This is a genomic window from Streptomyces sp. NPDC057302, assembly GCF_042667685.1.
GTDB lineage: Bacteria > Actinomycetota > Actinomycetes > Streptomycetales > Streptomycetaceae > Streptomyces.
Genome location: NZ_JBHUZJ010000006.1, coordinates 59,518 through 73,701, shown reverse-complemented (window position 1 = coordinate 73,701; position 14,184 = coordinate 59,518). Strand labels below are relative to the sequence as shown.

The following is a 14,184-nucleotide window of genomic DNA, read 5'->3' as shown; positions in this document are numbered from 1 at the left end:
CGACGACACGTCAGTTTCGTGGTCGGCATTACCGCGGTGTTCTGTCGCCTTCATCACAGGGGTTTGCGCGAGAGGGGGGAAGCGGTTCGGATTCCCGGTGAGCGGAATGCAGAATTCCACCTTGCTGGAATGTGGACGGTCCGCGTCCGTGGCCCGAAATCACATGCCGAAAGCCCCGCACCGCCGTCCTGGGGAAGGACGGGATACGGGGCTTTCGGTTCAAGCTCTGGAAGGATCCGCACCCGCGTGGCGAACGCAGGTCGCGTGCGGATCCGAGGTGCCGGTCAGGAGTGGGAGAGAGGGCCCACTGGGTCCCTTCCGGCGGTCAAATCAAGTGAGCGGCCGCAGGGCGGCGCTCAGACAGGGTTTCAGCCCTGGAGGGACGCGACCTTCGAAGCAAGCGCCGACTTCTTGTTGGCGGCCTGGTTCTTGTGGATGACACCCTTGGAGACAGCCTTGTCGAGCTGACGCGAAGCCTCACGCGTCGCCTCGACGGCCTTCTGGGAGTCACCAGCGGCAACGGCCTCGCGGGCCTTGCGGATCGCGGTCTTCAGCGAAGACTTGACCGCCTTGTTGCGCTGACGCGCCTTCTCGTTGGTCTTGATCCGCTTGATCTGGGACTTGATGTTCGCCACGAAAGAGCCTTTTCAGGTTCAGGTACTGCAGAGGTACTGCAGATGAGTTTCTTTGACACGCGCCTCAGGACCGAAGGGCCGGTGGGGCCCATAGGTCCAGGAGACACAGCTGCCCAGATTACCAGCAGCCCCATCGCCGACCCAATCCGGGCCTCTCCGGGCCGCTCCCCCCGCCCTGACCTGCCCGATCCGGGGCCACTGCCCCACCCGTGGGACCATGGAACCTACGTATAGATCCGACCCGAGGCGACAGGCGCCTCAAGAGACAGGACCCTGCGTGCCCGCGACCCCTAAAAATGTGCCCGAGCCGAGCCGTACCGACCCGGCTCTGATCCGTAATTTCTGCATCATCGCGCACATCGACCACGGCAAGTCCACGCTCGCCGACCGCATGCTCCAGCTGACCGGTGTGGTCGACCAGCGGCAGATGCGCGCCCAGTACCTCGACCGCATGGACATCGAGCGTGAGCGCGGCATCACGATCAAGTCCCAGGCGGTGCGTCTGCCCTGGGCCCCCACGGAGGGCCCGGGCGCCGAGCAGACCAAGACCCATATCCTCAACATGATCGACACCCCGGGTCACGTGGACTTCACGTACGAGGTGTCCCGCTCTCTCGCGGCCTGTGAGGGCACGGTCCTCCTCGTCGATGCCGCGCAGGGCATCGAGGCGCAGACTCTCGCCAACCTCTACCTGGCGATGGAGAACGACCTCAAGATCGTTCCGGTGCTCAACAAGATCGACCTGCCGGCCGCCCAGCCGGAGAAGTTCTCCGAGGAGCTCGCCAACCTCATCGGCTGCGACCCCGACGACGTGCTGAAGGTCTCCGCGAAGACCGGCATGGGCGTCGAGGCGCTGCTGGACAAGGTCGTCGCCGAGGTCCCGCCGCCGGTCGGCGTCGCCGACGCGCCCGCGCGCGCGATGATCTTCGACTCGGTGTACGACTCCTACCGGGGCGTCGTGACGTACGTCCGTGTGGTCGACGGCCAGCTCAACAAGCGTGAGCGGATCCGGATGATGTCCACCGGCGCCACCCACGAGCTCCTCGAGATCGGTGTCTCCTCCCCCGAGATGACCCCGGCCGACGGCATCGGCGTCGGCGAGGTGGGCTACATCATCACCGGCGTGAAGGACGTCCGTCAGTCCAAGGTCGGTGACACGATCACCTCCCTGCACAAGGGCGCGACCGAGGCTCTGGGCGGTTACAAGGACCCCAAGCCGATGGTGTTCTCGGGTCTCTATCCGCTGGACGGCTCGGAGTACCCCGACCTGCGCGAGGCCCTGGACAAGCTGCAGCTCAACGACGCCGCTCTCGTCTACGAGCCGGAGACCTCCGCCGCGCTCGGCTTCGGCTTCCGCGTCGGCTTCCTGGGCCTGCTGCACCTCGACGTGATCCGTGAGCGCCTGGAGCGCGAGTTCGGCCTCGACCTGATCGCCACCGCCCCCAACGTGGTCTACCGCGTGGACATGGAGGACGGCGCCGAGCACACGGTCACCAACCCGAGCGAGTTCCCCGAGGGCAAGATCGACAAGGTCTTCGAGCCCGTCGTACGCGCCACGATCCTCGCGCCCAGCGAGTTCATCGGCTCGATCATGGAGCTCTGCCAGACCCGCCGCGGCACCCTCCTCGGCATGGACTACCTCTCCGAGGACCGGGTGGAGATCCGCTACACCCTCCCCCTCGCCGAGATCGTCTTCGACTTCTTCGACCAGCTGAAGTCCAAGACCCGTGGTTACGCGTCCCTGGACTACGAGCCCACCGGCGAGCAGTCCGCCGACCTGGTGAAGGTCGACATCCTGCTGCACGGCGACCGGGTCGACGCGTTCTCCGCCGTCACCCACAAGGACGCCGCGTACGCGTACGGCGTACGCCTCGTGGCCAAGCTGCGGGAGCTCATCCCGCGCCAGGCCTTCGAGATCCCCGTCCAGGCCGCCATCGGCTCCCGGGTCATCTCCCGCGAGACCATCCGCGCCATCCGCAAGGACGTGCTCGCCAAGTGCTACGGAGGAGACATCTCCCGTAAGCGCAAGCTGCTCGAGAAGCAGAAGGAGGGCAAGAAGCGCATGAAGATGGTCGGCTCCGTCGAGGTGCCGCAGGAAGCCTTCATCGCGGTGCTCTCCAGCGACGACAGCGGTCCTGGCAAGGCGAAGAAGTAACTCTGGCCCCGTCCGGCACGGGGTTCACGGAGGCAGCTCAGCGGGTCCGTCGCGCTCTTGCGCGGCGGACCCGTTCTTGTATGAAGTGACAGGCAGAAGCCCCTTACGCGGCGGGCCTCAGCGCTCTACTCTGATCACTGCTCGTAGGTTACTCGCAAGTTAAACAAGACCAGCAGCCGCCAGCCAGTCGCCGCCATGTCGCGGGTCCGGAGGATGTCGTGAGCGACACACAGACCTTGATCGAGAACCGTCCGCCCTCCGTGGCGCATCTCTTCCTGGAGCGGGTGGCGGCCACGCCCGATGCCGAGGCCTACCGCTATCCCGTGCCATCAACCTCGGGCGATGGCCCCGACGAATGGAAGTCGCTGAGCTGGGGGCAGGCCGCCGAGCGCGTCTACGCCATCGCCGCGGGCCTCATCGAGCTCGGCCTCGCCCCCGAGGACCGGGTGGCGCTCGCCTCGTCCACCCGGGTCGAGTGGATCCTCGCCGACCTCGGCATCCTCTGCGCGGGCGCGGCCACCACCACGGTGTATCCGCAGACCAACGCCGAGGAGTCCACCTACATCCTCTCCGACTCCAGCAGCCGGGTCCTGATCGCCGAGGACGCGGCGCAGCTCGCCAAGGCGCGCGAGAAGCGCGCCGAGCTGCCCGAGCTCCGGCATGTCGTGGTGATCGACGCCGAGGGCGCCGGACCTGTCGAGGGCGACCCCGACGGCTGGGTGCTCACCCTCGCCGACCTGGAGGCGCGCGGCGCCGCCCACCTGGAGAAGAACCCCGAGGCCGTCAAGGAGCGGATCGCGGCGATCACCAAGGACCAGCTCGCCACGATCATCTACACCTCCGGCACCACGGGTAAGCCCAAGGGCGTGCGCCTGCCGCAGGACAACTGGTCGTACATGGCGAAGGCCATCGCGTCGACCGGCCTCCTGGGCCCGGACGACGTGCAGTACCTCTGGCTGCCCCTCGCGCACGTCTTCGGCAAGGTGCTGACCTCCGGGCAGATCGAGCTCGGGCACGTCACCGCGGTCGACGGCCGCGTCGACAAGATCATCGAGAACCTCCCGGTGGTGCAGCCGACGTACATGGCCGCCGTGCCGCGCATCTTCGAGAAGGTCTACAACGGGGTCGCGGCCAAGGCGCGGGCCGGTGGCGGCGCCAAGTACAAGATCTTCCTGTGGGCGGCCGAGGTCTCCCGCGAGTACGCGAAGGTCAGCCAGGACAACTTCCGCAGGACCGGAAACGCCTCGGTGCCCTTCGGCCTCGGCGCCAAGCACAAGGTCGCCGACGCGCTCGTCTACTCCAAGCTGCGCGAGGCCTTCGGCGGCCGGCTGCGCGCCGCCGTCTCCGGTTCGGCCGCGCTGGCACCCGACATCGGCTACTTCTTCGCCGGCGCGGGCATCCACATCCTGGAGGGCTACGGCCTCACCGAGTCCTCCGCGGCCTCCTTCGTCAACCCCGGCGAGGCCTACCGCACCGGCACGGTCGGCAAGCCGCTGCCCGGCACGGAGGTCCGGATCGCGGACGACGGCGAGATCCTGCTGCGCGGCCCCGGCATCATGGAGGGCTACCACGGCCTCGAAGCGAAGACCGCCGAGGTCCTGGAGTCCGACGGGTGGTTCCACACCGGGGACATCGGCGAGCTCTCCGCGGACGGCTACCTGCGGATCACCGACCGCAAGAAGGACCTGATCAAGACGTCCGGCGGCAAGTACATCGCGCCCGCCGAGGTCGAGGGCCAGTTCAAGGCCGTCTGCCCGTACGTCTCGAACATCCTCGTGCACGGCGCCGACCGGAACTTCTGCACCGCCCTGATCGCGCTCGACGAGCCGGCCATCCTGGCCTGGGCCAAGGACAACGGCCTCGACGGCAAGAGCTACGCGGACGTGGTCGCCGCCCCGGCGACGGTCGCGCTCGTCGAGGGCTACGTGAAGCAGCTCAACGAAGGCCTCCAGCGCTGGCAGACCGTCAAGAAGTTCAAGCTGCTTCCCCGCGACCTGGACATCGAGCACGGCGAACTGACGCCCAGCCTGAAGCTGAAGCGCCCGGTCGTCGAGCGCGAGTACCAGCACCTGATCGACGAGATGTACGCGGGATCGCGCGAGGCCTGAGCCTCGGGCACCGCACGCGGGCGGGACGTCGGGCGCGCAGCGTCAGGCGCTCCGCCCGCGCCGCATCTCCCGCACCAGCTCCTCCATGTGCGTCACGTGGTGGCGCAGTTCGAGCACGTCCCCCAGGCTGCTGGCGGCCATGTGCGCCTCGATCGCCGAGAGGCGGACCGCCAGATCGTCGAACTGCTGCTGCTCGCGCGCCAGGATCTTCTCCAACTGCTGGTTCTTTCTGTGCAGTTCGAGGAAGACGGTGACCTTGGCGCGCAGCACCCACGGGTCGAACGGCTTGGTGAGGTAGTCCGCGGCGCCCGTCGCATAACCGCGGAAGGCGTAGCCCGCGTCGTTGTCGGTGCCCGTCAGGAAGATGATGGGCACGTCCTTGGTCTGGTCGAGCCGCTTGATGTTCGACGCGGTCTCGAACCCGTCCATCCCCGGCATGCGTACGTCCAGAAGGATCACGGCGAATCGTTGCCTCAGCAGCGCCTTCATCGCCTCCTCGCCCGAACGGGCGCGTACCAGCGGTTCGTTGAGTGACCCCAGGACGGCTTCGAGAGCCATCAGATTGTCCTCCATGTCATCGACAAGGAGGATGCTCGCGCGATTGTCGGTCATGACCTCAGTGCTCATGGTGACAGTGCCTCACTCGGTCGTCGGCGGAACGGCGGACTCCCCGTGAGTGCCTGCCGGTTCCGGAGCAACGGTGTTCTCTTCTGCGGTGGAGGTGTCGTGCTCTGCCGGGCTGTCGCCCTCAGGGGCCAGGAGGGCGCAGGCGACGGTGAGCAGCTGGTCCACGTCCACGGGTTTGGGTACGTAATCGTTGGCGCCCTGCTCGATGGCCTTCTCGCGATCGCCCGGCATGGCCTTGGCGGTCAGCGCGATGATGGGAAGGCCGGTCCAGCGCGGGGAGCGGCGGATCGCGGTGATGGTTTCGTAGCCGTCCATCTCCGGCATCATGATGTCCATCAGGATGAGATCGGTGTCGGGGTTGCGCTCCAGGGTCTCGATGCCTTCGCGGCCGTTCTCCGCGTAGAGGACGGGCATGCCCACGCGGCTCAGCACATGGGTGAGCGCGAAGACGTTGCGGATGTCGTCGTCCACGATCAGGACGCGACGCCCCCGCAATATGCGGCCCGCCGGCCCCTCGCGGTACTCCTCCAGCTTGGTCGGTGTCGGCCAGCTGTCGTTCTGTTCGTGGAAGGTGTGCGGGGTCATCGTGACCCGCTCGTCGTGCGGCTCCGGCGTCGTGAGGGACCTCGTCGCCGCGTACGCCGCCGCCGCGGGGCCGTGGCCGGGGTGCACCACGGGGACGTACAGCGTGAAGGTGGAGCCCTGCCCGGGGCTGCTCTCCGCGGTGATGCGGCCGCCGAGGAGCCCGGCGATCTCGCGGCTGATGGAGAGGCCGAGGCCGGTGCCGCCGTACTTGCGGTTGGTGGTGCCGTCCGCCTGCTGGAACGCCTCGAAGATGGCGGGCAGCTGATCGGCGGGGATGCCGATGCCGGTGTCCGTGACGGCGAAGCAGAGCCGGTCGCCGCCGTCGTGCAGCCGCCGCTCGCCGGTGTTCTTGACCCGGCTCACCCGCAGCTCGACCCGGCCGCTCGCGGTGAACTTGACCGCGTTCGACAGGAGGTTGCGCAGGATCTGCTGGAGCCGCTGCTCGTCCGAGAACATCTCGCGCGGCACGTCCTCGCCGACCGACACCTCGAAGGCGAGCCCGCGGTCGAGGGTGAGCGGACGGAACGTCGCGTGCACGTAGTCGAGGACCTTGATGAGGGGGAGCTTCTTGGGCCGTACGTCCATCCGGCCCGCCTCGATCTTCGACAGGTCGAGGATGTCGTTGATGAGCTGGAGGAGATCGGACCCGGAGCGGTGGATCGTGGTCGCGAACTGCACCTCCTGGTCCGAGAGATGGCTGTCGGGGTTGTCGGAGAGCAGCCGGGCCAGGATGAGCAGGGAGTTCAGCGGGGTGCGCAGCTCGTGCGACATGTTCGCGAGGAACTCGGACTTGTACTGCGAGGACGTGGCGAGCAGCGCCGCCTTCTCCTCCAGCTCCGCGTTCGAGCGCTGCAACTCCGCCTGCTGGAGCTGGAGTTCGTCCGAGCGGTCCTGCAGCTGCGTGGCGAGCCGCTGGGACTCGCTGAGCAGTGATTCCGTACGGGAGTTGGCGATGATCGTGTTGATCGCGACGCCGATGGTGCTCACGAACTGGTCGAAGAACGCGAGGTGCACGTCCGAGAAGCGCGAGAACGTGGCCAGCTCGATCACGCCGAGGAGCTTGTCCTCGAAGAGGATCGGGATGATCACCAGGCTGGCGGGGACGGCGTCCCCGAGCCCCGACGTGATCTTGATGTAGTCGGGCGGCACCTCGTCGACGAGGATGCGCTTCTTCTCCAGGGCCGCCTGGCGCACCAGACCGTGCGCGGGCATCGCGCCCGTGTCGACGACCGAGCCCTGCGCGGAGCCGTACCCGGCGATGAAGGCGAGCCCCTTGACCGGGGGAGTCTGCAGCGTCGTCGCCTCGCCGGCATCCGGGTCGGCCAGGAAGAAGGCGCCGTACTGCGCGTTCACCAGCGGGGTCAGCTCGCGCAGGATCAGGTCGGCGACCTCCATCAGGTCGCGGTGGCCCTGCATCAGACCCGCGAGACGGGCGAGGTTCGACTCCAGCCAGTCCTTGGCGCGGGTGGTCTCACGGAGGTTGGAGACCATGACGTTGATGTTGTTCTTGAGCTCGGAGACCTCGCCCCGCGTCTCGACGGTGATGGAGCGGGTCATGTCGCCCTGCGCCACCGCCGACGCGACCTCGGCGATCGCGCGGACCTGCGTGGTGAGGTTCAGGGCGAGTTCGTTCACGTTCGTCGTCAGGCGCTTCCACGTGCCGTAGACGCCCTCGACCCGCGCCTGGCCGCCGAGCTGGCCCTCGGAGCCGACCTCGCGGGCCACGCGGGTGACCTCGGAGGAGAAGGAGGACAGCGTGTCCACCATGGTGTTGATGGTGGTCTTCAGCTCCAGGATCTCGCCGCGCGCGTCCACGTCGATCTTCTTGGAGAGGTCGCCCTGGGCCACCGCCGTCGCGACCTGCGCGATGTTGCGGACCTGACCGGTGAGGTTGTCCGCCATGTAGTTGACGTTGTCCGTGAGGTCCTTCCAGACGCCCGATACGCCGAGCACCTGGGCACGGCCGCCGAGCCGGCCGTCCGTGCCGACCTCGCGGGCCACGCGGGTCACCTCGTCGGCGAAGGCACGCAGCTGCTCCACCATCGTGTTGACGGTGTCCTTCAGCTCCAGGATCTCGCCGCGCGCCGTCACCGTGATCATCTTGGACAGGTCGCCGTTGGCGACGGCCGTGGTGACCTGGGCGATGTTCCTCACCTGGGAGGTGAGGTTCAGCGCCATGAAGTTGACGTTGTCGGTGAGGTCCTTCCATACGCCGGACACCCCACGCACCTGGGCCTGACCGCCGAGGTTGCCTTCCGTGCCGACCTCGCGGGCGACGCGGGTGACCTCGTCGGCGAAGGCCGAGAGCTGGTCCACCATCGTGTTGATGGTCGACTTCAGTTCGAGGATCTCGCCCTTCGCCTCGACCGTGATCTTCTTGCCGAGGTCGCCCTGCGCGACGGCCGTCGACACGAGGGCGATGTTGCGCACCTGGGAGGTGAGGTTGTCCGCCATGAAGTTGACGTTGTCCGTGAGGTCCTTCCAGACCCCCGACACCCCACGCACCTGAGCGCGACCGCCCAGGTTGCCTTCCGTACCCACCTCGCGGGCGACGCGGGTGACCTCGTCGGCGAAGGCCGAGAGCTGGTCCACCATCGTGTTGACCGTCGACTTCAGCTCCAGGATCTCGCCCCGGGCGTCGACGGTGATCTTCTGGCTCAGGTCTCCGTTGGCGACGGCCGTGGTGACCTGGGCGATGTTCCTCACCTGAGAGGTGAGGTTCGACGCCATGAAGTTGACGTTGTCCGTCAGGTCCTTCCAGACCCCCGAGACACCGCGCGCCTGCGCCCTGCCGCCCAACTGCCCTTCCGTGCCGACCTCGCGGGCCACGCGGGTCACCTCGGCCGCGAACGCCGAGAGCTGCTCGACCATCGTGTTGACGGTCAGCTTCAGTTCGAGCAGCTCGCCCGTCGCCTCGACCGTCACCGTCCGTGTCAGGTCGCCCTGCGCCACCGCCGTCGTCACCAGGGCGATGTCACGCACCTGGGCGGTGAGCCGCGCCGCCATCGTGTTGACGGCCTCCGTCACGTCACGCCAACTGCCCGAGAGACCCCGCACCTTGGCACGGCCGCCGAGCCGCCCCTCCGTGCCCACCTCACGGGCGACCCGGGTGACCTCGCCCGTGAAGAGCGAGAGCTGGTCGACCATCGTGTTGACCGCGCGGCCCAGCCGCCGCAGGTCGCCCCGCAGCTCACGGGTGCCGTCGTGCAGGTCCACGCGCTGGGTGAGGTCACCGCCCGCGACCGCGTTCAGTACGCGCGTCGCGTTGGCCGCCGGGGCGACCAGGGAGTCGAGCAGCGAGTTGGCGTCCACCACACGAGTGGCCCAGCTGCCCTGCCCGGGGCTCGCGGAGAACCGCTCGTCGAGGTGGCCGTGGCGGATGATCTCGCGCCGTACGCGGGCGAGTTCACCGTCGAAGTGGAGGGAGCGGTCGAGCATCTCGTTGAACACCGTGTGCAACTCGGCGACCAGGCCGTCGCCGGCCACCGGGATCTTGGTGAAGTCCCCGTCACGAGCCGCCCGCATGGCGGCCAGCAGGACGCGCAGGTCGGTGTTGGCTTCCGCGGTGGTCTCCGGGGTGACCTTTGGTGCCGGGTCGGGAGCCGACCCGGAGCGCGGAGCTGGTTTCGGAGCTCGTTTCGGGGCCGGAATCCGACCATGACCGAGCGCGGGCATAGCACTGTTCTCACTCATAACGGCCCACTTCAGTAACTCGGTGCTTATGGGCATGGCCAGTCTGTCACTCTGTCGGTGTCGCCTGAGGCGTATTCGACCGAACTGCTCAGGAGCCGAAACGTGGGGTCCATTCCGATGCAACGGGAGACCACTTTCCGTGCGTCCGCCCAGCCGGGGTACCAGCCCGGCCCGCCGGCGGTGGTGTGCACATCGCTGCCGGGAAACCCGATGGCGCCCGCCGCCGCGCGCAGGTTCGTGCGGGCGGCGCTCGCCGACTGGACGGAGCTCGAGGTGCCCGCGGCCGCGGGCATCACCGACCGTCTCGCGGACGACGCCGTGCTGCTGGTCAGCGAACTGGTCACGAACGCCGTCGTGCACGCGGGCACGACGGTCGAGCTGGTGTGCCGGCTCGACGAGGCGGGACTGGGGGAGAGTTGCGACACCCTGGTCATCGAGGTGTCCGACCACCACCCCGCCCGCGCGGTCCGCAGCGAGCCCACACCCCAGCCGCCCGGCACCCCCGAGTACGGCCGCGGTCTGCAGCTCGTCGCGACCCTCTCCGACTCCTGGGGCATCACCTACCGCACCGGCACCAAGGCCGTCTGGGCACGCCTCCCCGTGGGCGGCGGGCAGGCCGTCCAGGAGACGGAGCCGTACGCGAGCGAACAGGCGATGCAGCGCGGGCTGCGCACCGCCGAGATCCTCGCGCCGCTGCCCAGACGCGTCACGCACGACACGGAGTGGGTCAACCGGGGCGCGCTCACCTTCCTCGCCGAGGCCTCCGACCTGCTCGCCGGTCAGTTCGACGAGGACCTGGTGGCCGCCCTCGCCGGGCAGTTGCTCGTGCCCCGGCTCGCGGACTGGTGCGCGGTGTGGCTCGACGACGAGCCGGAGGTGGCACCGCGCGGCGCCGGGAACGGATCGCCGGGAACCCGGCTGGCCCGCGTCTGGCACACCAGCGAACTGCGCATAGACGAACTGCGCCGCAGCCTGGAGAAGGACCCGCCCCTGCTGCCCGAAGCCGTCGGCTCCGGCGCCGTCCCCGTGCCCTGGCCCGGCGAGGGACCGGCCGGCGACGCGACGGGCACGGCCCTGGCGTACCGCCTCATGGCGGGCGGGCGCGCGCTGGGCACCCTCGTCATCGGGCGGGCCGGGATGATGCGCTTCGCGGACGAAGTCACGGGCCTCATCGAGGACTTCAGCCGCCGCGTCGCCCTCGCCATCAGTGCCGCACGGCGCTATCAGCGCCAGGCCACCATCAGCCAGGTCCTCCAGCGCGGCCTGCTGCCGAGCTCCGTCGCGGAGATCCCCGGCATGCACAGCAGCGTGGTGTACGAGCCGCGCGACAAGGGCGGCCCCGGCGGCGACTTCTACGACGTGTTCCAGGCGGGCAAGGGCCGCTGGTGCTTCGCGCTCGGCGACGTACAGGGCAAGGGGGTCGAGGCGGCCGTCGTGATCGGCCTCGCCCGCCCGTGGCTGCGGCTGCTCGCCCGCGAGGGATACGAGGTCGCGGAGGTGCTCGACCGCCTCAACCAGCTCCTCCTGGACGACGCGACGGAGGCGGCGGACGCGGCGGCGGCGGTGGTCGCCGTCGCGGGCGGCCAGGGCCTGCCGCCCGACGGCGCCACGTCCCGCTTCCTCTCCCTCCTCTACGGAGAGCTGGTGCCCATGGACGACGGCGGCGTCCGCTGCACGATCGCGAGCGCCGGACACCCCCTGCCGCTGCTGCTCTCGCCCGACGGGAAAGTCCGGTCGGCAGCCGAGCCCCAGCTCCTGCTCGGGGTCGTCGACGACGCGACGTACATGAGCGAGACCTTCGAGCTGCGGACCGGCGACACACTCCTCTGCGTCACCGACGGGGTGACGGAGCGTCGCGCCGGACGGCACATGTTCGACGACGCCGACGGCCTCGCGGCGGCGTTCGCGAGCTGTGCGGGGCTCGACGCGAACCTGGTGGCGGAACGGATCAAGAGGATGGTGCACGCGTTCTCGGAGCGGCCGCCGGACGACGATCTGGCGGTGCTCGTGCTGCAGGCGCAGTAGCGGCTTCTAGCGCGGCCTCGTGCGCGGCGTCGGCTTCCTCCGCGGTGCGGGACAATCGAAGGTATGCCTTCCGCACTGCCCGATGGTGAGCCCATGCCCGAGGACGGCGCGCTGCCCGCGTCCGCCCTGCAGGGAGCGGGGGCCCGTCCGCTCGGCTTCTACCTCCACGTCCCGTACTGCGCCACGCGCTGCGGCTACTGCGACTTCAACACCTACACGGCGACCGAGCTGCGCGGCTCCGGCGGCGTGCTCGCCTCACGCGACAACTACGCGGACACCCTGATCGACGAGGTGCGCACGGCACGCAAGGTCCTGGGGGACGATCCGCGCCCCGTACGGACCGTCTTCGTCGGGGGCGGTACGCCGACACTGCTGCCCGCGGCCGACCTCGTCCGCATGCTGGGCGCTGTCCGGGAGGAGTTCGGGCTCGCGGACGACGCCGAGATCACCACGGAGGCGAACCCCGAGTCCGTCGATCCGGCCTACCTGAGCGAGCTGCGGGCCGGTGGCTTCAACCGGGTCTCCTTCGGGATGCAGAGCGCGAAGCAGCACGTACTGAAGGTGCTCGACCGTACGCACACGCCCGGCCGGCCCGAGCAGTGCGTGGCGGAGGCGCGGGCGGCGGGCTTCGAGCACGTCAACCTGGACCTCATCTACGGGACGCCGGGGGAGAGCGACGACGACTGGCGGGCCACCCTCGACGCGGCGATCGGCGCGGGCCCCGACCACGTCAGTGCCTACGCGCTGATCGTCGAGGAGGGCACGCAGCTGGCGCGGCGCATCCGGCGCGGCGAGGTGCCCATGACGGACGACGACGTCCACGCGGACCGGTACCTGATCGCCGACGAGGTCCTCGGGGCCGCGGGATTCTCCTGGTACGAGGTGTCCAACTGGGCCACGTCCGAGGCCGGGCGGTGCCTGCACAACGAGCTGTACTGGCGGGGTGCCGACTGGTGGGGGGCCGGGCCGGGGGCCCACAGCCATGTCGGGGGCGTGCGGTGGTGGAACGTCAAGCATCCCGGGGCGTACGCGGGGGCGCTGGCCGCCGGGCGCTCGCCGGGGGCCGGACGGGAGATCCTCGCCGCGGAGGACCGGCGGGTGGAGCGGATCCTGCTGGAGCTGCGGCTGCTCGAGGGGTGCCCGCTGACCCTGCTGCGGCCCGCGGGGCTTGACGCCGCGGGGCGAGCGCTCGCCGACGGGCTGCTTGAGGCGGGGCCCTACGGGGAGGGGCGGGCGGTTCTTACGCTGCGGGGGCGGTTGCTGGCGGATGCGGTGGTGCGGGACCTGGTGGACTGAGCGGCTGGGGGGGGCGGGTCGGCTGGGGTTCGGGCGGGCCCTGCGGGGCTCTCCCCAATCCCGCCCCTTCCCGAAACTGGGGCTCCGCCCCAGACCCCGGTCCTCAAACGCCGGACGGCTGGATATGGCTGCCCGGTCCGGGTGGGCAGCTGCGGGGCAATCGGGTGGGTGGGCGGGAAAGATCCGCCGCGAAGCGGTGGGCTAGGACCCGGATGCCGTGACGAAGTCGATCAGTTCCTCCACGCGGCCGAGGAGCTCCGGCTCCAGATCCCGGTAGCTGCGCACCGAGCCCAGGATCCGCTGCCACGCGGCCCCCGTGTTCGGGGGCCAGCCCAGCGCCTCGCAGACGCCCGTCTTCCAGTCCTGGCCGCGCGGGACGCGGGGCCACGCCTCGATGCCCACCGACGACGGCTTCACCGCCTCCCACACGTCGATATAGGGATGCCCCACCACCAGCGCCGAAGCGGAACCCACCTGCGCCGCGATCCTCGACTCCTTGGAGCCCGGCACCAAGTGGTCCACCAGGACGCCGAGCCGCGCGTCGGGGCCGGGGGAGAACTCCGCGACGATCGCCGGGAGGTCGTCGATGCCCTCCAGATACTCGACGACGACGCCCTCGATCCGCAGGTCGTCGCCCCACACCCGCTCCACGAGCTCCGCGTCGTGCCTGCCCTCGACGTAGATCCGCCCGGCGCGGGCGACCCGGGCCCGCGCTCCCGGCACGGCCACCGAACCCGACGCGGTACGCGTGGGACGTACCGGAGGAGCGGCGGCCGACGGGCGGACGAGCGTGACCGTCCTGCCCTCCAGGGCGAAGCCCCCGGGAGTCATCGGGAAGACGCGGTGCTTGCCGAAGCGGTCCTCCAGCGTCACCGTCGGACCCTGCGCCGTCTTCTCGCAGCGGATCACCGCCCCGCAGAAACCGGAGCCGAGCTCCTCCACCACGAGGTCCACCTCCGCGGCGACCTCCGGCACGGGCTTCGGCTTCTTCCACGGCGGGGTGAGGTCTGCGGAGTACTGGCGCATTTGGATGACGATAGGAGAAGGGGCGTACGACCGG

General features: G+C 69.5%; 8 protein-coding genes. 4 read left to right on the top strand and 4 right to left on the bottom strand.

All coding sequences use genetic code 11. From position 1 onward, the window contains the following. Nucleotides 1–368: 368 nt before the first annotated feature. The gene (gene rpsT, locus ACFUPX_RS06915) at nucleotides 369–635 is read right to left on the bottom strand and encodes a 30S ribosomal protein S20 (protein WP_383317216.1); all 267 of its coding nucleotides are present in this window, start codon (nucleotides 633–635) and stop codon (nucleotides 369–371) included. 277 nt (nucleotides 636–912) lie between these two features. Here rpsT and lepA point away from each other — a divergent pair, with 277 nt between their 5' ends. Then, the gene (gene lepA, locus ACFUPX_RS06910) at nucleotides 913–2,790 is read left to right on the top strand and encodes a translation elongation factor 4 (protein ID WP_383317213.1); all 1,878 of its coding nucleotides are present in this window, start codon (nucleotides 913–915) and stop codon (nucleotides 2,788–2,790) included. Nucleotides 2,791–3,008: 218 nt separating this feature from the next. Next, nucleotides 3,009–4,898: an AMP-dependent synthetase/ligase gene (locus ACFUPX_RS06905; protein ID WP_383317208.1), complete on the top strand. Its 1,890-nt coding sequence runs from the start codon at nucleotides 3,009–3,011 to the stop codon at nucleotides 4,896–4,898. 42 nt (nucleotides 4,899–4,940) lie between these two features. On the opposite strand, the gene ACFUPX_RS06900 is transcribed toward ACFUPX_RS06905, so the two are convergent. Both ACFUPX_RS06900 and ACFUPX_RS06895 read right to left on the bottom strand, forming a co-directional pair. Next, on the bottom strand, nucleotides 4,941–5,525 hold the full coding sequence (locus ACFUPX_RS06900; protein WP_383317205.1) for a two-component system response regulator: 585 nt from the start codon (nucleotides 5,523–5,525) through the stop codon (nucleotides 4,941–4,943). A gap of 12 nt (nucleotides 5,526–5,537) precedes the next feature. Beyond that, nucleotides 5,538–9,635 carry a HAMP domain-containing protein gene (locus ACFUPX_RS06895; protein ID WP_383317508.1) on the bottom strand — a complete coding sequence of 1,366 codons (4,098 nt, stop codon included), beginning with the start codon at nucleotides 9,633–9,635 and terminating at the stop codon, nucleotides 5,538–5,540. Nucleotides 9,636–9,905: 270 nt separating this feature from the next. Between ACFUPX_RS06895 and ACFUPX_RS06890 the strand changes: the two genes are divergently transcribed. Further along, a complete protein-coding gene (locus tag ACFUPX_RS06890; RefSeq protein WP_383317201.1) occupies nucleotides 9,906–11,828 on the top strand; it encodes a SpoIIE family protein phosphatase in 1,923 nt (640 codons plus the stop codon). A gap of 63 nt (nucleotides 11,829–11,891) precedes the next feature. Further along, entirely contained in the window at nucleotides 11,892–13,124 is a 1,233-nt protein-coding gene (gene hemW, locus ACFUPX_RS06885) for a radical SAM family heme chaperone HemW (protein WP_383317197.1), read from the top strand. Between the two features lie 201 nt (nucleotides 13,125–13,325). On the opposite strand, the gene ACFUPX_RS06880 is transcribed toward hemW, so the two are convergent. Beyond that, nucleotides 13,326–14,150, bottom strand: coding sequence for a DUF3097 domain-containing protein (locus tag ACFUPX_RS06880; protein WP_383317194.1), 825 nt, complete (start codon nucleotides 14,148–14,150; stop codon nucleotides 13,326–13,328). Nucleotides 14,151–14,184: the final 34 nt, after the last annotated feature.